Raw genomic sequence first — 24461 nt, forward strand, 5'->3', positions numbered from 1 at the left:
ACTCTTGACCATAGCTCCCGATTGTGAGATACAAAATATGATACCAATCCAAATATAGATATCTTTTGAATCAGGTGGAATGAATGAAAAGAAGTTTTCCAATTTTATTACCTATGTTACGGAAGTGAGTGGTTACTGCTAGGTAACTGTGACTACTCGTTTCTGTGAGAAGTCACAAATTGTTTCATTTTCAATTAATTCATTAGTGAATCTACATTTGGTGAAGAAATTTGGCTTGCAATAAACAAAAAACTCATGAGGATCACCAAACTTATGACCTCAAACACCTGCTAACACACAACGTAATACTCCATAATTCCAGTGGCCACCTAGTGACTGATACAAATCATTTACAGCACCTTCTGAGCGATTAGGCAGCTTGACTATGGCTTGTCGTATCACTTCAATATCTTCAGGGTCGAGATCTGTCGCATCTTCAACTGAGATCTTTCCTTCACGCACAGCATCCGCCAAGTCACTGTAAACCGTTGTGGCTACCACTTGTCGCTTCTGCATGATTTGCTCAACCGTCATACCTTGATTAAACATAGCGAGGGTTGAATTAGCAGAGCTCTCAGTGACCGGCTCCTGATTGCTGGCAAACTCTGCAATTACCGCCATAAACTCATCGCCGTAGCGCTCAAGTTTTGACTCACCGACGCCACCCAAATATCGGAACTCATCATTAGTCAGCGGTTGGTTCTGTGCCATTTCTTCTAGTGTGCGGTCATGGAAGATGACATAAGGTGGCACGCCCTGCTCTCGAGCCAGATCCAAACGCAGCGCCTTTAATGCAATCAATAAACTCTCATGCTCTGGTGAGAGGTCGGCACGCTCTCTGGAAGAACTACTTTTCTTGGCTAGCTTAGGAATGGCCAGTTTTCTGGCGAGCAGCTGTTCCTGACCTTTAAGTAACGGTCGGGCTTTTTCTGTAAGCTGCAAAGCACCATATCGCTCCATATTGATATGCAAAAAACCTTGCGCAATTAGCTGCCTGAACAAACTGCGCCAATCGACCTGCGTATGATGTTTACCCAAACCGAATACTTTTAGGTGATGATGACCGTTTTTCTGAATTCGCTCATCGTCCTTGCCCACCAGGATATCGGTGACATAAGTGACACCGAAGCTTTGCCCGCTACGATATACCGCAGATAACGCTTTTTGTGCATCTTCTGTCGCATCCCAGGTTTCGGGTGGATTCAGGCAATTATCACAGTTGCCACACTTATCCGCAGAAGACTCCCCAAAATAACCTAGTATCGCCGAACGCCTGCAACTCACGGTTTCACACAGTGCCAGCATAGCTTCTAATTTGTGCTGAGTGATCCGCTTGTGTTCTTCACTCCCACTGCTTTCCTGCATCATCTGGCGCAGTGTAATGACGTCCTGCAAACCGTAACTCATCCACGCATTTGCTGAGTTTCCATCACGCCCTGCCCGGCCTGTTTCCTGGTAATAAGCTTCGATATTTTTGGGCAAACTTAAGTGCGCGACAAACCGGACATCGGGCTTATCGATGCCCATACCAAAGGCAATCGTTGCCACAATAATCACGCCCTCATCTCGCAGAAAACGCGCCTGAGTATGCTGACGAAGTTCAGCGGGTAAACCTGCGTGATAAGGCAAGGCCGTTCGCCCTTTTCCGCTCAGCCAATGTGCAGTTGTTTCGACCTTTTTACGAGATAAGCAATAGACAATGCCGGCGTCTCTAGGGTGGTTCTCCTGAATAAAACGCCACAGCCGGTCACGAGAGTTCTGGGCATCTGACAAGGTATAACGGATATTCGGGCGATCAAAACTATTAACAAACACTCGTGCTTGTTGCAGATCCAGCTGCTCAATGATCTCATAGCGGGTTCGCTTGTCAGCAGTCGCAGTTAGAGCAATGCGTGGGATATCGGGAAAATATTGCGCCAGTATTCTTAGTTGTTGGTATTCCGGTCGAAAGTCATGACCCCATTGCGATACACAATGTGCTTCATCAACCGCAAATAATGAAATAGTGCATCGCTGAAGTAATTGCAGGGTGTAATCATTAGCCAGACGTTCCGGAGCAATATACAAAAAATCCAATTCACCCCTGCGTAGGTCTGACTCAACCGCCTGACGCGCCTCTGCATTTAGCGTCGAATTCAAAAAAGCGGCTTTAACACCGACTTGTTTCAGAGCATCCACCTGATCCTGCATCAGTGCAATCAATGGTGACACCACAACACCGACGCCATCACGAACAAGTGCGGGGATTTGATAACACAGCGACTTACCGCCACCGGTTGGCATTAGAACGAAGGCATCTTGTCCGGCAATCACGGTATCAATGATGTCGGCCTGATTATGGCGGAATTCTGAGTAACCAAATGTTGAATTAAGAATTTCCAGCGCACGCGACATAAACAAACCTTGAACATTTTGATGGGGAACCAATAAAAGCACATCGCACATCGTAAATGAATTAAAACATGATAGAATTCTATTTTTTAAACGGTTCGCAAGGATCCACGCTTCAATGGAAGAGAACAAGCCCTCCCTGACTTATCAGGACGCCGGAGTTAGTATTGAAACCGGTAACGCCCTTATTGATCGCATTAAGCCACACGCACGCCGTACCAAACGCCCGGAAGTACTGGGGAATATCGGTGGCTTTGGTGCACTCATGTCACTGCCTAACCGCTATAAAGACCCGGTTCTGGTCTCCGGAACGGATGGTGTTGGTACCAAACTAAAGCTGGCTATTGATATGAAGCGATTCGATACGATAGGTATCGATTTGGTTGCGATGTGCGTGAATGACATCATAGTGACTGGCGCGGAGCCACTATTCTTCCTTGATTATTACGCCACGGGTAAGTTGGATAATGACGATGCTGAAGCGGTTATCAAAGGAATTGCGGACGGTTGTGAATTAGCAGGTGCTGCGCTGATTGGTGGTGAAACTGCCGAGATGCCCGGAATCTACTCCGAAGGTGATTTTGACCTTGCTGGCTTTAGTGTCGGCGTGGTTGAGCGTGACGCTATCTTGGATCAAAGCGCTGTTGCTAATGGCAATGTGTTGATTGGTCTGGAGTCCAGCGGCCCTCACTCCAACGGATATTCATTGATTCGTAAAGTGCTGGAAGTGTCTGGTCAGACGCTGGATCAAACTTTTGCTGAGAATGATGATACAACATTGGGCGATGCGCTACTTGCACCGACAACTATCTACGTTAAGCCCCTGCTACAAGCACTGAAGCAATTTGATATTCGTGCGCTGGCACACATCACTGGTGGTGGGTTAACGGAAAACTTACCGCGTGTATTACCAAGCCACTGTAAAGCTGAGATTGATTTAAGTAGTTGGGAGCGCCCGGCCATTTTCAATTGGCTGCAAGAGCAAGGCAATATCGAAAACATGGAAATGTTGCGTACCTTTAACTGTGGTATTGGTATGGTGATTGTTGTGGCTGAAGATCAGGCAGACGAGATGATCAATAGCTTCAAGCTACAACAAATCCAAAGCTGGAAAATTGGCCAAATCAGCGCGACTGATGCCGATGAGTCATTTGTAGAGTACGTATAAGCAATGCTATCAATTGTTGTACTGATCTCTGGTGGCGGGACTAATCTGCAGGCGATTATGGATTATATCGCCACCGAAAAACCAGATGCAAACATCGAATTAGTGCTGAGTAACCGACCTGATGCCTACGGCTTGCAGCGCGCTGCCGGCGCATCCATCAAAACGGAAGTGATAGACCACAAGGCCTTTGATTCACGTGAAAGCTTCGATCAGGCGATGATCGAGGTGATTGATCCTTACCAGCCTGATCTCATCATTTTGGCTGGCTTCATGCGTATTCTGAGTCATGGTTTTGTTGAGCATTATGAAGGGCGAATGATTAATATCCACCCTGCTTTATTGCCCGCTTACAAAGGACTACACACGCACAAACGAGCATTGGCAGATGGTGTGAGTCATCACGGAGCGAGTGTTCATTATGTGACACCTGAGCTGGATTCTGGTGCAGTCATCGCGCAAGGTCGCGTGCCGGTACTAAAAGATGATACGGAAGAATCACTGGAACAACGTGTACATCGTATCGAGCACATAGTGTATCCGGAAGTTGTTAAATGGTTTGCAGAAGGTCGACTGAGTTATAGAGATAATCAGGCCTATATGGATGATACGCTTTTGACTGAACCTGTCGTTATTGATCTATAGCGACTGTGCCATACGAGATTGATGAAGGGACTATAATCGAAACGATTAAGACAGCCATTTCAGTAGCAGGAAATGGCTGTTTCAATTTCTGTCGGTTAGTTACTCAGGGACGCCCTGCCACAGCATTTCATAACCCGTTTCATAAGCGTCATCACAGAACTCTAATAGCTCATCGAACTTATCACGAAATGCTTTATCAGCATGTGACTTTTCATGCTGCTCGTAGGAGTTCCAGTACGTGATTATCGCCAACTCACCGGGCTTGATGCGCTTCTCTTCCGGCTCTTCGGCAAACGATCCTTCCTCAGAAACGAAGCCACCGTATTTGAACACCTGACCGGCTATAAAACCGCCTTTATCATCACCGTAAGTGTTTTTCACAACGTTACACATTTCGCCTAACGTCATTTCTACGTCTTCAACGGTAACGCCTTCTTTCAGATCGACCACATTGAACAACATGACACAACCGAAAGGAATAGAGATTGGGTGAAACATGATAAGACCTCATTATTAGAATAGTTTTATCATGCTAACAATCCAAACTAAGCGGTATCCATACCTCTTTTGGGTGAGCTAATCAGATGAAGGCTGCTTCACGTTTTTGGAAGACTTTCTCGACAGCTGCAAGATCTTCAGCAGTGTCGACACCACCTCCCGGCACTTCTGCCGCCTCAGCAACGTGGATTCTTGTGCCGTACCACATAGCACGCAGCTGCTCTAGCTTTTCCAGTTGCTCCAGCTGACAGCTTTCCATTTTCACAAAATTACGTAAATATTTGGCACGGTAAGCGTAAATACCAATATGCCGGCTAGCAAACTCAGAGATGCTCAACTCAGGATCACGCTGATATGGAATGGAAGCACGAGAGAAGTACATCGCCATGCCAGCATTATCGGTCACTACTTTCACAATATTTTTATCCGCATACTCTTCAGCGCTGGTGATTGGTGTGCTCAGTGTGGCAATCATTGCTTCAGAGTTATTTGCTAAATTCTCAGCGACCTGATGAAGGTTCACAGCAGGCGTCAGTGGTTCATCACCCTGTAGGTTGACCACGATATCTTCATCATCAAAGTGTCGGAGCGCAGCAACTTCAGCCAATCGGTCACTACCAGTTTCATGTGAGCTACTGGTCATACACACATCAGCAGCAAAACTTTCGCAAACCTCACTAATGCGTTCATCATCAGTCGCAACAATAATATTGTCAAAACCGGCTAATCGCGCACATTCGTAGACCCGTTGAATCATTGGCTTACCGGCGATAGGTAGCAATGGTTTTCCGGGAAGGCGTGTAGAGTTGTATCGCGCAGGGATTACCAGGATTGTTTTCATAATTTTTCGACCTCTTCCTGAGTCAGCACTCGGGCTTCGTTTTCCAACATCACAGGCTTACCATCGATGATTGGGTATGCAAGCCTTGCGGAGCGGGAAATCAGTTCTTGTTTATTTTTATCGTATATTAAGCGCCCCTTTGTAACAGGGCAAACCAGTATATCTAATAGCTTGGTGTTCATTGTTTATCCGACTTAATTTCGTTAATTCGTGCCAGTAGATTCTCAGCAAAAGCACTCGTCACGATTGCGGTGACTGGCACGAACCAATGATTGTCTTTTGCAAAACCGCGACACTTGACGGCATCTTTTTCAGTCATGACAACGGGAATTTCGTCGGCGAAGTCTACATCAGCCTGACTGAATGCATGATGATCAGGGAATGAATGCCTGGTCACCATTAAGCCGGATTCTTCTAACATATTGAAAAAGCGCAGAGGGTTACCAATACCTGTTACCGCGTGAATATGGCGACCTTTCCAATCAGATAATGGTTGCTTCAGATCAGAATTCAAGCGACGTATTAGCGTTGCCTGCAATTGCATACTCAGTTCAGAGTGAGGTTCAGGTTCATTGAAAATCACAAAATCACAGCTGGCCAGTCGTGATTTAGGCTCACGCAGTGGCCCTGCAGGTAAACAGTATTCGTTACCCAAGCCACGCTCCCCATCGATCACCACTATCTCAATATCACGCTTCAAACGGTAATGCTGCAAGCCATCATCACTAATGACAATATCAATGTTTCCTGGCTGAAGTAACGCGTCAACATCAGCATTTCGGTCCGGCCCGGCAACGACAGGAACACCACTGCGTTGTGCCATCAGTACAGGTTCATCACCATAAAGCGAGGCATCACCATCAGCTTCAACAAGTAGCGGCCAGTGAGAGGCGCTACCGCCATAACCGCGTGTAATTATACCCGGCCGATATCCCGCCTCTTTTAACAAATGAGCCAGATAAATCACCAGAGGAGTTTTACCTGTACCACCTACACTGATATTACCCACTACAATAACCGGCACAAAGTGGTTGACTTGTTTGTTGAGACTGAAGTGTTTATCCAAACGTGCAAGTAATCGATACAAGGCTTCTAAAGGCTTCAATAAATAAGCCCCTGAACCTCCCTGATACCAAATAGTCTCCAGTATGCGTTGCAACCAGGAGGTATTGTGATTAGTTTTTTGTGGTCGTGGACTCACGTTAACTCTCTAAGCACTAGTCATCACTTTGCATTTGCTGCAAGGTCGCATAAACACCATTTTGCGCTAGTAATGACTGATGAGTTCCTGACTCGACAATCTGCCCACTGTCCATCACCAGAATATTATCAGCCTGCTCAATTGTCGTCAGACGATGAGCAATCATAAAGGTGGTACGCCCTTTTAATAATTCATCCAGCGCTGCCTGAATATAGCGTTCGGATTGGGTATCTAATGCCGAGGTTGCTTCATCCAGAATCAAAATAGGTGTGTCTGCCAGTATCGCACGGGCAATGGCTAAACGTTGCTTTTGACCTCCTGATAGCAAGGTGCCATTTTCGCCTATAATGGTGTCGAAACCATTGGGAAGTTCTTCTATAAACTCTAGCGCATAAGCAGCTTTTGCAGCATCAATGATTTTAGAATCGTCAAGATTACGTAACATGCCATAGGCAATATTGTTCCGAACAGTGTCGTTAAACAAAGTTATATTCTGACCAACATAAGCGAATTGTTGCCTCAGGTTAGCCAATTTATAATCAGTAATCGGCATACCATCTAACTCGATACCGCCTTCCTGATAATCATAAAACCGTGGCAGCAAATTCACCAAAGTGGTTTTACCGCTACCGGATTTACCCACCAAAGCAATTTTGTCACCGGCCTTTACCTTAAAACTGATGCCCTTCAGTATCGAATCAGACTCATCGTAGTTAAATTTAACATTATTGAAACTAACGTCTCCTTTGACTCGCTCAACTTCATAACTACCCTGATCTTTCTCTGTCTGGGCATCGATAATCGTGAAGATACTCTCACCGGCTGCTACACCTGCCTGTAAGGTGGCGCTGATTGACGTTAAGCGTTTCAGTGGGTCAAACAGCAACATCATAGCCGCCATAAAGGACATAAACATACCCGGAGAAAAACGCTCCAGTAAGTCACCACGAGTCGCAATAACGATAATGACCGCCAGCGCGACGGCCACGATAAAATGCACAAGCGGCATGCTGAGACGTTCAGTCATGATCCGCTTCATAAATGATTTACGGTTACGCTCATTTACCTCAGCAAAGCGGTCTTTCTCAAAGTCAGTAGCACCAAATATTCTGACCTCACGGGTTGCCTGAATCACTTCGCTACCGATCTGTGTTACTTCACCTGTTGATTCTTGGATCTGTCTGCTAAAGCGGCGGAAACGCTTGGATACATATCGGATAATGAAAGCGATTAGCGGACCTGTCAGCAATACCACACAGGTAAGCTCCCAGCTGTAGTACATCATCAAGCCTAGCAATCCAATTATCGTTGCAAGATCCTGCACCAATACGGTCAAACCACTAGTGGCGGCAGCAGCGACCTGCTCGACATGAAAAATCAGCTTAGTGACCACCTGACCAGAGTTGGTTCGGTCATAAAAACTAACCGGCAAATGAATTAGTCTCGAGAAAACTTCACTACGTAGCTCAGTAACGACCTTGCGACCTACCCACGACATAAAATATCCAGACAAAAAGCCTGATATGCCGCGTAGCAAAAAGATAAATAATAGTGCTGCTGGTGCCCATTTAATGATGTCCGGGTCTTTGTCCATGAATGTGCCATCCAGCAAAGGCTGAAGATAGGCTGCAAACATGGGTTGAGTCAGTGCATTGATTACAAGGCCTGACAAGGCCAGTAAGAGATAGCGCCAGTGCTTCAGTGAATAGCCTGCCAGACGCTTATAAATTTCAACCCCATCCATGGATGGGGCTGTATCGTTACTACTTGTCAAAGATGACATCCTGTCGTTTCGTTTACTTCCTTGGGGCTTGAGCAGTCGCCATCGAGAAGTTAGTTAGTCCCAGTCTTCCGGCAATATCCATCGCGGTCACAACCGCCTGATAATTGGTGGTAGCGTCAGCACTAATGACTAGCGGTGGATTACTACCACGGCTATCCAATGCTTCGCTCATTGCCTGGAACAATGTTTCTGGTTTGTTATTCAACACTTCACGACCATCGATGTAGTAAGTTCCCTTACCATCAATCAGCAGCTCCATGGTCTGTTTCTGAACGACCGGCACTGCACTTTGAGTGGTTGGTAATTCAATTTTAATTTTAGCATTGCGATCAAACGTGGTGGTCAGCATAAAGAATATCAGTAGCAAAAACACCACGTCGATCAGAGGCGTCAGGTTAACTTCCACCTCGTCGGGTACATGCTGTGTGAAATTCATGCTACACCGCCTGCAGCCTTACTCTGTTGAGCTGCTCTGACTGCGGCCATGGCCTTTTGCGAACCACTGCTTGCTACAGACGGTGCTGCCGCTGCTGCAGCCACTGAGCGCTTGTGTATTGCCGCGTTACCAACGATATCAACCAGCTTCATGGCTGACTTTTCCATCTCTACAGCAAGACTTGTAATCTTACTACGGAAGTAACGGTGGAATATAAGGGCCGGAACAGCCACTGAGATACCGGCAGCCGTTGTGATCAGCGCTTGTGAGATACCACCTGCCAGCTCAGTTGGATTGCCAACGCCCTGACTTGTGATAACACTAAATACGCTGATCATTCCAACAACTGTTCCTAACAGACCAAGTAATGGCGCGATGGCAGCGATAGTTCCCAGCGTCGTCATGTACTTATCCATCTCATGGATAACGTGACGGCCCGTTTCTTCAATATTGGTTTTCATGATATGGCGTGGTTGATCAACACTGTCTAGACCCGCAGCGAGTACACGCCCTAGTGGCGAACCATCACGAATTTGTGCGATATGGGAGGGTGTCATTTTTCCTGACATAGCTAACTTCCCTGCCATGTCTGCAACCCCTTCAGGGATTACTTTCTTTGTATTTAGTTTAACAAACAGTGCAATCACGATTGCCATTGCTACGACAGAGCAAAGTAAGATTGGTATAATTAAAATACCACCCGCTGTTATATATTCAAACATATCCGGCCTTTAAATTTTATTATAATAATAGCTGTCTGAACTGGTTTTGCCCCGAATGAATAAAACCAGGTTCCCTCGACACTGTAGTTACATCCCTCACTACAGCTAACGTCATTATACAATAACGCCCCGACCCTATTAAAGGCCATAAAGTCAGAACGTACGCTGAATATTAAGGCTTCTCGAAGACAGCAATAGACTCAACGTGAGCAGTATGAGGGAACATATCCATAACACCAGCGCCAAGCAAGCGGTAACCTTGGTTATTCACCAGCTCATCAGCATCTCGTGCCAGTGTTCCGGGGTGGCAGGAAACGTAAACAATACGCTGAGCACCAAGCTTTTTAAACTGCTCAATCACCTCTTTCGCTCCGGAACGTGGCGGATCTAACAAAATGCAGTCATATTGCTGTTTCATCCAAGGCTGTTGTTTGACATCAGAGGTCAGATCAAATGCATAGTAACTGGTATTATTAATGCCATTGGCCAGTGCCGTTTCCTTAGCACGACGTACCATGACTGAGTCGCCCTCAACACCAACGACTTCAGCCGCATTTTGTGCGATGGGTAATGTGAAGTTGCCAAGACCACAAAACAGATCCAGGACCCTTTGTGAACCGTCTAATTGCAGTAACACAACAGCTGTTGGAACCATCTTGCGATTGATACTGCTGTTGACCTGAAAAAAGTCCTGCGGTCCAAACGCCACCTTAGTCTTGAAGTCGGGATGTTCGTAGAATAATGACGCATTGTCCGGCCAAATACAGTGCACCGTGTTTGGCCCCTTAGGCTGTAAATACAGTTGGAAGTTATGCGCTTTAGCAAAGTCGATCAGTAATCCCTGATCCTTATCACTCAATGGCTCCAGATGACGGAACACTAAGGCTGTTGCCTCGTCACCGACGGCGACTTCAATCTGTGGAATAGTTTCTTTTGCATCCATCTGAATAATCAGATCCTGTAGATCTGTCAGTTTTTCACCAACTGACGGATGCAACACTTTGCAGGATTCGATATCGGCAAGGAATCGCCCTGCACGCTCACGAAAACCAACCAGCACTTTGCCTTTTTTACGGTTATAGCGCACACCTAAACGGGCTTTGCGACGGTATCCCCACTGCTCGCCCGTGATCGGCTCAAAAACTTTGTCAGGTCTTACTTTACCAATGTGTTCCAGCGCATCAAGCATGGCTTTCTGCTTGTGATGAATCTGCGTTTCAACAGCCAGATGTTGCATACTGCAGCCACCACAGACCTTAAAGTGAGGACACCCCGGCTCTACGCGCTCTTCAGACGTCTCTAATACCTCAGATACATAGCCCTCATCGTATTTACGATTGATCGCGGTGTAGGTGAACATCACCTTTTCACCAGGCAAAGCACCACCCACAAAGACTGTCTTACCATCAATATGAGTAATCCCTTTACCTTCAAGGCTCAGGGACTCGATCACCGCTTCAACTGGCTTTTGCGGTGGTCTGGGTGGTCTGCGTTTAGCCATATTACATCCTAATACGTTGGACAGGTTGCCCGATATGGAGTATTCGTTAAGCCCCAACGACTTTCGATGGGTGCGTGGGGGTCGGATGATACCTTACCCGCATTGAGATTGCTCCACAATTGACGCAAATTGATGAATCGCTTTTGGTTAGTTGGATAAGCCGCTAAACCGCAGAAACGGTTTAACTCAGCATTCAGATGCCCCGGTATTTGATCATGAAAAATCGCACGTGCCAGTAGTTCGATTGATACTTCATCACGTCGCAGCGCACCACCGGCATATGCAATTTTCTCAACTTCGCTGAAATACATTTTCAAACGCTTATCACGTGATGGCGTTGAATAGTAATCATACTCCGTGCGATTCATACACTGGCGACCACCTGCACGCATTTTGCGAACATAATTCAAACCGTCATTCACATAGTTCACCCGTTCTTTAGCAAACGCACATAAGCCGTATAAAACGCGAGTCGTTTTCTCATTAAGTGGCTCAGGGCGGCGACGTAGTTTTTTCGCAATAATGTCCGTGAAGGCGACATAGTTATAGTTCACCTGCTCAGCAATACGGTACTGTTCGTTACTGTAGCCGGGTTGCTGTTGCATTGGCTTTTTCATGTTCTGTGGCCATTTAAAACGGCGGTAACCATCACGCATGTTCTTTTTATCCTTAGGAATAAAGAAAGGATAAGCAAATAGTCTCACCATCATCTTAGGTGAGGCTGGCGTGGTAGAACTCATGATGGAGGTCACACCCGTCTCGGTAATTCCGGTGATCTCATAGGAATGTGAGCCCGGCTCGACATACAGGTCACCCGCTTTGATGTCTGCAAGCGCGATTGGATATGTATCAAGGTGCAAGCTGCGAGTTCCGACTCTGTCAGCGACATACTTCATAAAATTACGGACGCGTTGTTGCTCAGGTAAACGATCCCATGTTTTCAAGTCATTCGTCAGCAACTCACCAGGACGCATAATATTATTGATGGCAAACGGCAGTTTGTTCTCATAGGAAAATGCCATTCGCATGAAATAGATTGCATCTGCACAATCATGCGCGACCCGGTTATAAATAGGCTTTTTAGGGTTCATGAAAAAGTCTGTTGTCCAGTTCTCAGCAACCCATTGCTGGTAGCGTTTCTCCCACGCTTGTGACCACTGATTTTTAGTCTGCCAGATCCCCGCATTAGCAGATGACATCAGCATAAACATTGACAGGAATAGCAGTACTGCAAACGATCCTTTTGCTTTTTTTTGATTACACATAGTTATGGTCTATTTGATTTCCTAAATGTATTTTATTGGTCAGTGAGTAGTTGCTTTAGTTCAGAACTTAAGTCTTCCCATGACACCCGAATATTGTTCAGCAAAAACTGCTGATGGCGAACCGCAATGTCCGCCTCAAAAGCAGCTTCATAGCGCCTCAACCAAAAACGTTGATACCAACGCTCCAGTAATGTTTGACCAGCCTCAGTCAGTACATCTCTCACTACACCAGCATCGCCACTGAGTGCTAATTGTGGGTTTTGCTTGCTGCCTTTGGTTCCGGCCTCAAAAGCGATATGCCCGAGTTCGCCGACATCATCTTTTAATCGAGCGTTCAAGACTAGCTGACTGTGGTCATATTTAAGCATTGGCCTAAACACATCACGAGAAGATGACTGTTTGATACGGTCTGCATCACCGTACAGACTCATAATAAAATCTTGCTCTTCAGGGGTTTCTGCTCCCTCTTTCAGCGCCCACTCCGCTTGCTCGTATAAATTGGCGATTTTGGCCTGCTGACGCCAGTAGTCCAAAAAACCATCCGCAATTAATTCTCTGAATTGCAGGTCAATACGCAATTGTCGTGCCGTCTCATTGGGATTAGACTTAAACAGCATTTGCCAGTCGCCGCTTAATGTATCATTAATAAGCCATAATGAACCACGGCTGCTTAAATCTAATGGGATTTTTTTTCCTTGTTCGCTAAATTGAAGCATCGCCTTGTTGGCAATAATATCGATGATAGCTGCATTCGATCGACCATCCAGATCAGGGTTTTGAGTTAAACGTTGAGCAGCAATATCAACTTCCGGAATCCTTATGGATGCTCCTCCCCATGAAAGTCGGCTGTTTAATGAAGAAAAACTCAGATCATAAGCCCCATTACTCAGGTCAAAATGACCTGTCAGCATTAGCTCATCAACCCGTAGATCACGACTTTGAAAATGCTTAGCTACAAAGTGATAGTGAGCCTGATCAGAGAAATCGAGGCGAATCACCGCTTTTGGAATCTCACCATTAAACAGAGACTCAATGGTATTGGATACGACTACATCTGCAGCTTGGTTAACTGACACCACCCAGCGGACCGACCCAAACTGAATGCCTTCTTCATTAATGAAAACCGGCCCGTTTAAACGCTTAGCAATTAACTTTAACTCACCGAATACTGCTTTGAATGAAGGTATTGCAAAGTTGACGGAGAGTAATGCCTCTGCACCTATCAATGTTTCTTTGTAGTCATCAACAGCCACATCAAAGAATGGCTCACGGCTATGCGCATTGAGCGCGGCAACATAGTCATGGAAGGCTGCCTCGGATTTTTGAGAAAGATACCAACTGAAGCTACCCCACAACACAAGCAGTGCCAGCGTACATATCAACAGTAACTTCAAATGCTGCTTCATACGCGTAACAGCTGCCTTGGCCGTATACCCATTGCGAGTATTGCTAACAGATATGTCAACATGGCACTCAGTACCAGACCACCCAATGCTGCAATTTTTCCAAACACTCCAGAGTCTTGCCACCAACTGTCAGCTGGATTGACATACCAAACAACGGCTGCCATACACAAAGATGCGATGACAATTTTCATTAAATATAGTGGCCAACCAGCCGTCGCAGCAATCATGCCTTGTTTACGCAAACCGATAAATAATAATGTGGCATTTACGAATCCGGAGATTGCGGTTGATAACGCTAATCCGGCATGAGGCCCGATAAAGCCGAGCTTGTACCATGGCAATACGATCGCGATATTACAGACAATATTAGCAACAATCGCAATCAAACCGATTCTGACAGGTGTACGTGTATCCTGACGTGAATAGAACCCGGGCGCTAACACTTTAACCATAATAAAGGCGGGTAAACCTAAGGCATAGGTCATTAAGCTTAAACTTGCCATTTCCACATCACGCCAACCGTTGACACCATTATCAATGACCGTAGCCAAAATCGGCACCGCTAATACAATTAAGCCAACTGTTGCCGGAATCGACACCAGCAGAGACAAACGCATTGCCCAATCTAAGGTGCCTGAAAAGGCTTTACCCTCAGCGTTGGCGTGATCCCCCGATAACTTTGGCAAAATTACAGTTCCAATAGCGACACCAATCAACGCTAATGGAAACTCCACAAAACGGTCCGAGAAATACAACCAGCTGATACTGCCTGCGGTTAGTGTTGATGCAATCATTGTGTTAATGGTGATATTGAGCTGTGCGGCTGATGATCCCAATAAAGCTGGCCCCATCAGTTTCATGATTCGCTTAACCCCCTCATGCCCTTTTTTAAGACTGAAGTGTGGCACTAAGCCGAGTCGTTGAAGAAAAGGCAACTGAAAACCCGCTTGTACGATACCGCCTATAAACACCCCCCAGGCTAATGCTTCAACTGGCTCTTCAAACGCGGGTGCCCACCAGATAGCAGCAGAAATCATCACTACATTTAATAGCACTGGCGTAAACGCAGGCACCGCGAAGTTCCCGAAGGCATTCAAAATGCTGCTGAAAAACGCCGCCAGAGAGATAAACAGCATGTATGGCGCGGTGATTTTTAATAAATAAGCCGCAAGCTCTGGCTCTGCATCGGGTTTTGCTTCAAAGCCCGGCGCAAACACCATCATTAATAGCGGTGACGCAATCACGGCAATCAATGACACGATAAACAAGATTAAACCCATTAATCCGGCTACGTGGTCAATCAGGTCTTTTAACTCTTCCTTAGATTTTTTTTCTTTATATTCAGTCAGTACCGGGATGAAAGCTAATGAAAAAGCCCCCTCAGCAGATAAGCGACGCATCAGGTTTGGTATACGAAACGCCACTAAGAATGCGTCCATCGCACTGCCCATAACAAAGTAATTGGCATAAACCGCGTCACGAACCAAACCAAGTACTCGCGACATGAGTGTCATAATACTGATCACCATGCCTGATCGAAATAAGCGACTCATCGGTTAATCCACACCTCTGCGATAAAGTGCATTACTCTTATTGTTATCATTAGTGCTGAAAGTCCTTTTTGGTTTTTTTGTTCAGTGCTACAAGGGTATACGGCATTTTACACAAGACAGCGTAAAAAGTTAGTGATCAATTTTAAAAGCTGGCAGAGTTTTTAATGATGATAATTAGTTGATTATTTTATAATCACATTCCACTTATCAAAAAGTTCCCCCATTCACTCGCTTTTTTCTTGCCTACCCTTTCGGTATCCCCTCTAATGGTGCGCAGATACATTTTTTAGCCCCCACATAAAAATAAAAACAACGAGTTCATATAATGAAAATAAGAAATCGACACCTCCGGGCACTACGCTATATCGCGCCAGTATTTTGCTCGATCGCTGTTCTCTCCACTCAAGTACAAGCAGGTCCTACCATCCAACTTAATGGCGATGAGTCTCGAGACGGCATGGCTGACTCTGGTAACTTAGGTTACGTTGGAGGTAATACCCGCATTGGTGTGAGCATAGACCGCGAACTGCAAGGTCAGGTAGATATTAATCAGATCATTCATGAAGATGATAGCAGTGCAACCAGTGCCGAGGGTTGGTTTGGTTACAAAATCAAAGACGATGATAATGCGACTAAAGGTTTCCAGGGTGGTGGTGTCAAGGTTAACCACCAATGGGTGAATGACGAGTTAGACACTGTACATAAAGTATTTGGAGCCTACGACCGCAATACGGATGACCAGGCTAAAGCAACCTTAGGTTATGGTCAGGAAACAGAAGACTTGTTTTGGTCAGGTCATGTCAGTAAAGGCATGGGCGACGAAATTGTCAATGGTGATGTAACTACGCGTGGCTACGACTATGGCGTCGGTGGTGAAGTGGGTACGTTCTTCGATAGTACACTGACGCGTGTTCGTGGTGGTTTGGACTATGAATTTGGTACTGAGTATGCTGATGATGAAGACCGTCCGGGACAACTGACGGTGTCAGCGGGTATCGAGCAGTTCTTCCATGACACTCCACACAGTATCAGTCTGGATGTATCCGGTAACCGCAGACAAGGCGGTAATGATGCTGAAGACACTGACTTTAACGCACGTTTAGGCTATCGCTATGAGTTCGGTGGCAATGGTGCATTCCAATCTGAGCAAACAACCCGCCGTCGCCGTGTAGAAATTCCGGGAACACCGGGCCGACCTGGCCGCGCTGCAGTTCCGGCAATACCACCCACACCTGCCATTGCTGCAACACCAGCTCGTCCTGGTCGCGCAGCGATTCCTCCGAAGTATGAGCGTCGTGCAGTACAAACACCGGGACATGAGTTTGTTAAGACAACGATGAAGCTGGAGAACGAGACCTTCTTTAAGCTGAACTCATCCGCGTTGACAGAATCTGCGAAGCGCAATCTGGATAAGATCATTTCTCAAGTGCGTGGCCATGGTTACCTTGGTGCAATTCGCATTACGGGTAACACCTGTGGCATGGGTGATCCGGTCTACGATCAGCGTTTATCCGAGAACCGTGCAAATGCTGTGCGTGATTACCTGATTGACCAAGGTTTCAACCCTGATCATTTGATTGCACGTGGTTTGGGTAAAGGCAGTCCGAAATATGATCGTTCTGATAATGACTTCAAGAACCGTCGCGTTGACTTAGAGTATGTTACAGAGCGCTCGATTCGCAAGAAGACGACCAAAACACAGTATAAAAATGTATTGGTTCAGGAAGGTCGTCCGGCAATCCCTGCACAACCTGCCCGACCTGGTCGTGCCGGACACCCTGGCCGCCCTGCTATTCCGGCAATTCCTGCGACTCCGGGTACACCATCACGCTTTGTTTGGAAAACAGAAGTGGTTAAATCTGCTCCGATCTGGATCAAGCGTGCCCTTCGCAATACGATTAAGCACAACAAGACCATCAGTACTTATACCACGCGTACTGCTCAGGAAGTTAAGAACGACACATTCATCATGGACAGCCGTGATGGTTTGATTGATGTCTTAAGTAATGACAGCGCTGGCGTCACCTTAGTCCGTGTGTCACAACCTGCGAATGGTACGGTGGTGATTGAAGGAAATAAAGTTCGCTACGTCCCGAACCCCGGATACAGCGGACCGGACTCATTCACCTATACTGTAAGTGATCGCGATGGAAATGAAATCACCGCAACAGTGAATGTTGATGTCCCGGTCGCAATGAATAATGTTCCTGTAACGACATCAGACACTGCTTCAACCACAGAAGATACCTTAGTGTTGATCGATGTGCTGAGCAATGACAGCGACCCTGACGGAGATACTTTGGTTATCGAAAGCACCTCCACCCCTGCCAATGGTTCGGTGCGTGTGGTTGGTGGTCAGATTGAGTACACACCTAATACCGGTTTTGATGGCGAAGATACGTTTACCTATACCGTCAATGATGGAAACGGCAATATCTCAACTTCGACGGTGACAGTTAGCGTATCGAATGTTAACGAGGCACCAAAAGCCACTGATGACATGGTCACAACGCCAGAGAACACACCAGTGACGATCGATGCTGTTGCTAACGATACTGATGGCGATGGTGATGACTTAGTTATTACCTCGCTAAGTAATCCGGCAAATGGACAGGTTGCGATTGTTAACAACCAAATCGTGTACACACCTGATGATGGCTTCTTTGGAAGTGATAGCTTCACCTACACAATTACTGATAATCAGGGCCATGATGTCACTGCGAACGTAACAGTCAATGTGACTGACGTTAATGTAACGCCAGTTCCTGTTAATGACATGCGTACTACGCCAGAGAATACTCCGGTAACAATCGCAGTGCTTGATAATGACAGCGATCCTGATGGTGATCCGCTAACTATCACAAGTACTACTAATCCGTCTAACGGCTCAGTGAGTATCGTTGGTGATGAGATTGTTTACACACCTAATACGGGTTACTTCGGTTCTGATAGCTTCCAGTACACTATTTCTGATGGTCAAGGTCACTCTGAAACGGCAACTGTTACTATCGAAGTAACCGATGTGAACATGACGCCGGTAGCCGCTGATGACATGCGTACTACGCCTGAGAACACTCCGGTAACAATCGCAGTGCTTGATAATGACAGCGATCCTGATGGTGACCCACTAACCATCACAGACACTACAAGCCCAGTTAATGGTTCAGTGAGCATTGTTGGGGATGAGATAGTTTATACACCTAACACTAACTACTCCGGTCCTGACAGCTTCCAGTACACCATCTCTGATGGCCAAGGTCACTCTGAGACTGCCACGGTTAACATCGAAGTAACCGATGTGAACATGATGCCTGACGCTGTTAATGACAGTGAAAAGACAGATCAGGATACGCCAGTGACGATTAGCGTTCTGACCAATGATACAGACCCTGATGGAGATACCTTAAGCATTACAGGTGCAACTGCTCCTCTGAATGGTACGGTATCAGTATCTGGCAATGACATTATCTATACGCCAAATACCGGATTTAGTGGAACCGATATCTTTGATTACAGCATCACTGACGGTCAAGGTAATAACGATACTGCATCGGTCGTAGTTACTGTTGAAAAGACCAATGAAAGCCCGCTCGCCGTTGATGATTCACGTACAACTGATGAAAATACTCCGGTCACTATTGCTGTACTGGCAAATGACAGTGACCCAGATGGAGATACACTAAGCATTACAGATACGACCAGTCCATCAAACGGTACGGTGAGCATCGTAGGAGACAGCATAGTCTATACACCTAATTCAGGTTACTCAGGCAATGACAGCTTCGATTACACCATTACTGATAACAACGGGAATGATGTAACAGCGACAGTGACTATTGTGATCAATGCTGTTAACCAGGCACCAAAGTTAACAAATGATGTGGACTCAACTGAGGAAGACACACCAGTAACCATTGATGTGACGGCGAACGATACAGATCCGGAAGGTGACACACTGACGGTGATGTCAGCATCTGATCCGTCTAACGGTACTGTCAGCATTGTCGGTAACAATGCGGTCTACACCCCTGCAGCGGGTTATGTTGGCCCTGATAGCTTCACTTATACTGTGAACGATGGCAACGGAAATACGCAAACCGCAACCGTCGATGTTACCGTCACGGCTAAGGTCGTTAACCTGCCACCGATTGCAGTTGATGATACAGCCAATGTGGCCTATGAGACACCAACAACCATCCCTGTCGCAACGAATGACACGGACCCTGAAGGTGGGACAACCTGTGTATCTGCTATTCAGACAGCTCCAACCAATGGCTGGGTTGAGATTTCATCAAGTGGAACGGATGTTATCTACACACCATTTGATGGCTTCTCAGGCACTGATAGCTTTGTATACTTAGCGTGTGATGCTGAGGGTAATACTTCACCAGCAACCGTAACAGTCAATGTGGCTGCGAATACAAACTTACCACCAGTGATTAGCCCGAACTATGCGGCAATCCAGGGTTATGGTTCAGTACCGATCCGCGTACTAGCTGACGATATGGATCCGGAAGGTGACACCCTGACAATTCTACGTATTGAAAATGGTCCTGCAAACGGTACAGCCACTATCAGTGGAGATCGCGTACTCTATCAAGCCGACGATGGTTTTGTCGGTGCGGACTCTTTCTACTACGTGGTTAGTGACGGTAATGGTAACGAAGGCTCTGCACGAGTTGATGTCGATGTTAAAAACGATATCATCGAAAACAGAGACCCTGTCATCAGCACTATTCCGGCATTTGATGCAGCAAACAGTGGCACCACGGCAATGGATGTTGGTAGCTTCATTTCTGACCCTGACGGCGATAGCGTTTACGTTGCAGTAGCAGATGCGCTAAGCGGAAGAGTTGTGTTCAGCGGTACAACGCTGCAATACACGCCCGAGGAAGCTAAGTCTGGTGATACAGACACCATCTACATCACTGTATCTGATGGTAACGGCGGAATGGCCGACAGCGTTATAACCGTTAATATTCAATAATTAATTGTTTCAGCGTTAAGCATTAAACCTGCCACAACCGAGGCCTGCAATTCACATTGCGGGCCTTTTTTTTACACTTATCCAGATAAGCCTTTACCAAAGACGTAAGAAACGCTATTTTCTGAACTTTTCACGCACCAATGGAAGTCTATGACGAGCGAATATAACGCGTCAGCAATTGAAGTACTCAGTGGCCTCGATCCGGTTCGAAAACGTCCGGGAATGTATACCGATACCACCCGCCCCAATCACTTGGCGCAGGAAGTCATAGACAATAGTGTTGATGAAGCAGTCTCAGGCTTTGCCAGCAAGATTCACGTAACACTCCATACTGACGGCTCACTCTCAGTCTCTGACAATGGTCGCGGCATGCCCGTGGACATTCATCCGGAAAAGAAACTACCGGGTATTGAAGTCATTCTCTGCACCCTGCATGCCGGCGGCAAATTCTCCGATAAAAATTATCAATTCTCCGGTGGTTTACACGGTGTCGGTGTCTCCGTAGTAAATGCCTTGTCTCTGATACTGGATGTGCGTATCAAGCGTGACGGCAAAGAGTACCAAATGACTTTCGAGAACGGTAACAAAGCCAGTGATCTGGAAGTTATCGGAACAGTTGGCAAGAAAAACACAGGCACCACCCTGCACTTCTGGCCTAATGCGCAGTACTTCGACAGCGTTAAATTCTCAGTGACCCGACTCAAGCATAACTTGCGGGCTAAAGCCGTATTATGTCCGGGCTTACATGTTAGCTTTGTAGAAGAAGCTAAAAATGAAACCACCGAATGGTACTACGAAGATGGTCTGAAAGATTATCTGGTGGATTCCATCAAAGACTTCATTACCTTACCGGAAGAACCTTTCTGTGGAACCTTCCAAACCGATGCTGAAGCCGTTGAGTGGGCGCTCAGCTGGCTACCTGAAGGTGGTGATCTGGCACAGGAAAGTTACGTTAACCTGATTCCTACACCTCAGGACGGTACCCATGTCAATGGTTTACGCACCGGATTAACCGAAGCGCTTCGCGAGTTTTCAGAGTTTCGAAACCTATTACCGCGCGGTATCAAAATAGCACCAGAGGATGTGTGGGATCGCGTCAGTTTTATTCTGTCATACAAGATGAGCGAGCCTCAGTTCGCAGGGCAAACTAAAGAGCGTTTATCCTCTCGCAATGCTGCAAGTTTTGTCTCCTCTGCCACAAAAGATGCATTTAGCTTATTCCTGAATCAACACCCGGAAATTGGCGACCAGATTGCCGAGCATGTGGTTAATAATGCACAACGTCGCCAAAAAGCCAGCAAGAAGGTCATTCGAAAGAAAGTAGCAACAGGTCCTGCACTACCGGGAAAACTTGCTGACTGCGCTTCACAAGACCTTAGTATGACTGAGTTATTTCTGGTAGAGGGAGATTCGGCTGGAGGTTCAGCAAAGCAGGCACGTGACAGAGAGTTTCAGGCAATTATGCCGCTACGAGGTAAAATCCTGAATACATGGGAAGTCGATTCTGACCAGGTATTGGGGTCTCAGGAAATCCACGATATTTCCGTAGCTGTTGGCGTTGAACCCGGTTCAGCAGATCTGGACAATCTACGCTATGGCAAAATCTGTATTCTAGCTGATGCTGATTCTGATGGTGCTCACATTGCTACGCTCATCTGTGCGCTGTTCGTTAAACACTTCAGACCAATGGTCGCTGCTGGTCACGTCTATATTGCTATGCCGCCGCTATATCGTGTAGACATCGGTAAGGCCGTTGAATATGCCCTTGACGAATCCGAACGGCAAGCGATTATGGATCGTATTGAGAAAAAGAAACTTAAAGGTAAAGTGACCGTCACCCGATTCAAAGGACTAGGGGAAATGAACCCAAGTCAATTGCGTGAAACCAGTATGGCACCGGATACACGACGACTGATTCAACTGACATTGGATGACCCCGAGTCAGCCGATGCGACGATGGATATGTTACTGGCGAAAAAGCGCGCGAGTGACAGAAAGCAATGGCTCGAAAGCAAAGGCGACCTTGCAATAATTTGATGATGCTTCGAAATATGTCATACTCCCGAACTAACGGTTTGAAATATTACTTGAATTATTACCGTTGCGAACTTATTCGCTGTTGGAGTGACCAAAGGTGCATTACAACAAAATTACCTCGGATTTTTAGGCAGCTCCCCCGACTGTTTGAAGATTCCGGATACAAATTTACACTTCCGATTAACGCAAGTCATGCCTTGTCACTCGTGCCTCTAGCGCGACCCTGTACAAGGTCTGTATACAAAAACAAGGAATTCAGCGACTGATGAACAAGGAGCTTGTGATGAAACGTTTCCGCAAATTAGGTCTGGGAGCGGCATTGATCGCACTAGCCGGAATGGCGCATGCAAACCCGGGTAACAAACTCGGCTTTAATACTAGTGGTCTGGCCCAGATCGCAGTATCTAACCCCTTCATTGATAAATTTAAAGTATCTCGTGGTTGGATTACTTCATGTAACTACGATTGGCAAAACGACCGCCCGATAGATCCCGGTTGTACAAAGAAAACCTCATTCAACACAGGCGAAACTGATAAAGTAAAAGTGGATCGTTTTGGTTGGCCGATGCGTTTACCGACTAAGGCTGAAGCCCCTGTTTATACCTCAATCAATGCGATTTGGGATTTAGGCGAGTTCTTCACACTAGGTGAATACGTCGTTACTTATCAGGGTGATGCAGATATCAAACCTCACGGTGATATTGTGATCACTGATCAACGCCCTGGCCGCATTGAATTCACATTGAATTCTACAAAGCGTAATTTACGTTTACATATCACTCGCATTAATCCTCAGAATTACATCCGTAATATCAAGGTTATTCCTAAGCGTTTCGTACAAGTCGCCAGCCGCCAAAAATTTAATCCGGATTACCTGAATACGATTCGTCCGTTCAACTCGATCCGTTTCATGCCTTGGCAGAACACCAAAGATACAACATTTACTCGCTGGGAACAGCGCACTACCCCGAACCATGCGTTCTACAACGGCAATGCAGGTATGCCAATCGAGACCATGGTTGAGCTGTCCAATCAGGTTAATGCAGCGCCGTGGTTCTCAATGCCTCACCTTGCTGACAACACCTTGTTGTACCGCTTTGCCCAGACTGTTAAGCAGAAGCTGAAGCCGGGTCTGAAGGTCTATGTCGAGTATTCCAATGAAATCTGGAACTACATGTACCCTGCGACGCATCACGCCACGCGTGAAGGCCTGAAACTCTGGCCTCGTGCATACTCAGAGCTAAACCAAGGTTCACGTAACCTGAAGCTGGCACTGAACTACAACGCAAAGCGTACTGGTGAAATCTGTGATATCTGGAAGCAGGTATGGGGCAATCAAAAGTCACGCGTTGTATGTGTACTATCAGCATACGCTGGTGCACCAGCCATGGGTGAAGAAGCACTAAGCTGTCCTTTGGCAGGCGGTAACTGTGCAGCTAAGATTGATGCTTATGGAATCGCACCCTACTTCGGTGACTACATCGCACGTATCGAAAACCGCAACATTCTACGTGGCTGGGCACATCAAGGTGCTGCTGGTATGAATGCGCTCTTCTCTGAAATCAATAGAGGTAACTATATTGATGATAAGATTCCGGGCGGCGCTATTCCACGTGCTGTAAAGAACCGTATTGCACCGAATGTCGCACTGGCTAAAAAGTATGGTGTACAACTGCTTGCTTATGAAGGAGGCCAACACCTGCTTCGTGTAGATGGCGCACACCGTATTTATGACGAGAAGATCTTTGAGCTGTTCTCCAAAGCTAACCAAGACCCTCGTATGATTGGTCCATATCAGCAATATCTGCGTGCATGGAACCAGAATGGTGGTGGCATGATGATGCACTTCAATGGTATTTCTAATATTGATAACCGTAACTACTTTGCGATGCTTGAGCGTCCTGAGAATCCAAATTCTGCAAAGTACCGTGCACTGACAAGCTACCTACGCGGTCGCTAAGTTAGTCACACAAGCTTGATGAAGGGCGAAGTCGAAAGGCTTCGCCCTTTTTTATGCAAATCAAAAAACT

Annotated in this window: 17 protein-coding genes; 5 read left to right on the forward strand and 12 right to left on the reverse strand. The window is 46.4% G+C overall.

Annotated elements, in window-relative coordinates; genetic code table 11:
* Positions 1-279: 279 nt before the first annotated feature.
* Entirely contained in the window at positions 280-2394 is a 2115-nt protein-coding gene (gene recQ, locus DKW60_RS12840) for a DNA helicase RecQ (protein ID WP_109838057.1), read from the reverse strand.
* A gap of 115 nt (positions 2395-2509) precedes the next feature.
* Here recQ and purM point away from each other — a divergent pair, with 115 nt between their 5' ends.
* Both purM and purN read left to right on the forward strand, forming a co-directional pair.
* Positions 2510-3559, forward strand: coding sequence for a phosphoribosylformylglycinamidine cyclo-ligase (purM, locus tag DKW60_RS12845; protein WP_109838058.1), 1050 nt, complete (start codon positions 2510-2512; stop codon positions 3557-3559).
* 3 nt (positions 3560-3562) lie between these two features.
* Positions 3563-4201 carry a phosphoribosylglycinamide formyltransferase gene (gene purN, locus DKW60_RS12850; protein WP_109838059.1) on the forward strand — a complete coding sequence of 213 codons (639 nt, stop codon included), beginning with the start codon at positions 3563-3565 and terminating at the stop codon, positions 4199-4201.
* A 99-nt stretch (positions 4202-4300) separates the two neighbouring features.
* Here the strand turns inward: purN and DKW60_RS12855 are convergent, their stop codons facing one another.
* The 11 genes from DKW60_RS12855 to murJ form a co-directional block, all read right to left on the reverse strand.
* Entirely contained in the window at positions 4301-4699 is a 399-nt protein-coding gene (locus DKW60_RS12855) for a hypothetical protein (RefSeq protein WP_109838060.1), read from the reverse strand.
* Between the two features lie 82 nt (positions 4700-4781).
* The gene (gene kdsB / locus DKW60_RS12860; protein WP_109838061.1) at positions 4782-5540 is read right to left on the reverse strand and encodes a 3-deoxy-manno-octulosonate cytidylyltransferase; all 759 of its coding nucleotides are present in this window, start codon (positions 5538-5540) and stop codon (positions 4782-4784) included.
* The gene (locus DKW60_RS12865; protein WP_109838062.1) at positions 5537-5722 is read right to left on the reverse strand and encodes a Trm112 family protein; all 186 of its coding nucleotides are present in this window, start codon (positions 5720-5722) and stop codon (positions 5537-5539) included. Before DKW60_RS12865 ends, kdsB begins: the two co-directional genes overlap by 4 nt.
* Positions 5719-6741: a tetraacyldisaccharide 4'-kinase gene (gene lpxK, locus DKW60_RS12870; protein WP_245929705.1), complete on the reverse strand. Its 1023-nt coding sequence runs from the start codon at positions 6739-6741 to the stop codon at positions 5719-5721. Before lpxK ends, DKW60_RS12865 begins: the two co-directional genes overlap by 4 nt.
* Positions 6742-6757: 16 nt before the next feature.
* On the reverse strand, positions 6758-8515 hold the full coding sequence (gene msbA / locus DKW60_RS12875) for a lipid A export permease/ATP-binding protein MsbA (RefSeq protein WP_245929706.1): 1758 nt from the start codon (positions 8513-8515) through the stop codon (positions 6758-6760).
* Positions 8516-8537: 22 nt separating this feature from the next.
* The gene (locus DKW60_RS12880; protein ID WP_109838063.1) at positions 8538-8960 is read right to left on the reverse strand and encodes an ExbD/TolR family protein; all 423 of its coding nucleotides are present in this window, start codon (positions 8958-8960) and stop codon (positions 8538-8540) included.
* Entirely contained in the window at positions 8957-9682 is a 726-nt protein-coding gene (locus tag DKW60_RS12885) for a MotA/TolQ/ExbB proton channel family protein (protein ID WP_109838064.1), read from the reverse strand. Before DKW60_RS12885 ends, DKW60_RS12880 begins: the two co-directional genes overlap by 4 nt.
* Positions 9683-9854: 172 nt before the next feature.
* Entirely contained in the window at positions 9855-11183 is a 1329-nt protein-coding gene (gene rlmD / locus DKW60_RS12890) for a 23S rRNA (uracil(1939)-C(5))-methyltransferase RlmD (RefSeq protein WP_109838065.1), read from the reverse strand.
* An 8-nt stretch (positions 11184-11191) separates the two neighbouring features.
* Complete coding sequence (locus tag DKW60_RS12895; protein ID WP_109838066.1) at positions 11192-12448, reverse strand: hypothetical protein; 1257 nt, start codon at positions 12446-12448, stop codon at positions 11192-11194.
* 32 nt (positions 12449-12480) lie between these two features.
* The gene (locus tag DKW60_RS12900) at positions 12481-13854 is read right to left on the reverse strand and encodes a DUF945 family protein (RefSeq protein WP_109838067.1); all 1374 of its coding nucleotides are present in this window, start codon (positions 13852-13854) and stop codon (positions 12481-12483) included.
* Entirely contained in the window at positions 13851-15407 is a 1557-nt protein-coding gene (gene murJ / locus DKW60_RS12905) for a murein biosynthesis integral membrane protein MurJ (RefSeq protein ID WP_109838068.1), read from the reverse strand. Before murJ ends, DKW60_RS12900 begins: the two co-directional genes overlap by 4 nt.
* A 325-nt stretch (positions 15408-15732) precedes the next feature.
* Between murJ and DKW60_RS12910 the strand changes: the two genes are divergently transcribed.
* The 3 genes from DKW60_RS12910 (at position 15733) to DKW60_RS12920 (ending at position 24391) form a co-directional block, all read left to right on the forward strand.
* Positions 15733-20394: an Ig-like domain-containing protein gene (locus DKW60_RS12910; RefSeq protein WP_109838069.1), complete on the forward strand. Its 4662-nt coding sequence runs from the start codon at positions 15733-15735 to the stop codon at positions 20392-20394.
* A gap of 150 nt (positions 20395-20544) precedes the next feature.
* On the forward strand, positions 20545-22431 hold the full coding sequence (parE, locus tag DKW60_RS12915; protein WP_109838070.1) for a DNA topoisomerase IV subunit B: 1887 nt from the start codon (positions 20545-20547) through the stop codon (positions 22429-22431).
* 283 nt (positions 22432-22714) lie between these two features.
* Positions 22715-24391: a hypothetical protein gene (locus DKW60_RS12920; RefSeq protein WP_146203480.1), complete on the forward strand. Its 1677-nt coding sequence runs from the start codon at positions 22715-22717 to the stop codon at positions 24389-24391.
* Positions 24392-24461 lie beyond the last annotated feature (70 nt).

The organism is Leucothrix pacifica (assembly GCF_003172875.1).
GTDB lineage: Bacteria > Pseudomonadota > Gammaproteobacteria > Thiotrichales > Thiotrichaceae > Leucothrix > Leucothrix pacifica.

Coding starts and splice junctions, on each gene's coding strand:
- DKW60_RS12880 (WP_109838063.1), bottom strand. CDS start 8,960: ATGAATTTCACACAGCATGTACCCGACGAGGTGGAAGTTAACCTGACG.
- DKW60_RS12855 (WP_109838060.1), bottom strand. CDS start 4,699: ATGTTTCACCCAATCTCTATTCCTTTCGGTTGTGTCATGTTGTTCAAT.
- kdsB (WP_109838061.1), bottom strand. CDS start 5,540: ATGAAAACAATCCTGGTAATCCCTGCGCGATACAACTCTACACGCCTT.
- DKW60_RS12895 (WP_109838066.1), bottom strand. CDS start 12,448: ATGTGTAATCAAAAAAAAGCAAAAGGATCGTTTGCAGTACTGCTATTC.
- recQ (WP_109838057.1), bottom strand. CDS start 2,394: ATGTCGCGTGCGCTGGAAATTCTTAATTCAACATTTGGTTACTCAGAA.
- rlmD (WP_109838065.1), bottom strand. CDS start 11,183: ATGGCTAAACGCAGACCACCCAGACCACCGCAAAAGCCAGTTGAAGCG.
- DKW60_RS12900 (WP_109838067.1), bottom strand. CDS start 13,854: ATGAAGCAGCATTTGAAGTTACTGTTGATATGTACGCTGGCACTGCTT.
- DKW60_RS12885 (WP_109838064.1), bottom strand. CDS start 9,682: ATGTTTGAATATATAACAGCGGGTGGTATTTTAATTATACCAATCTTA.
- DKW60_RS12910 (WP_109838069.1), top strand. CDS start 15,733: ATGAAAATAAGAAATCGACACCTCCGGGCACTACGCTATATCGCGCCA.
- parE (WP_109838070.1), top strand. CDS start 20,545: ATGACGAGCGAATATAACGCGTCAGCAATTGAAGTACTCAGTGGCCTC.
- purM (WP_109838058.1), top strand. CDS start 2,510: ATGGAAGAGAACAAGCCCTCCCTGACTTATCAGGACGCCGGAGTTAGT.
- murJ (WP_109838068.1), bottom strand. CDS start 15,407: ATGAGTCGCTTATTTCGATCAGGCATGGTGATCAGTATTATGACACTC.
- purN (WP_109838059.1), top strand. CDS start 3,563: ATGCTATCAATTGTTGTACTGATCTCTGGTGGCGGGACTAATCTGCAG.
- DKW60_RS12865 (WP_109838062.1), bottom strand. CDS start 5,722: ATGAACACCAAGCTATTAGATATACTGGTTTGCCCTGTTACAAAGGGG.
- DKW60_RS12920 (WP_146203480.1), top strand. CDS start 22,715: ATGAAACGTTTCCGCAAATTAGGTCTGGGAGCGGCATTGATCGCACTA.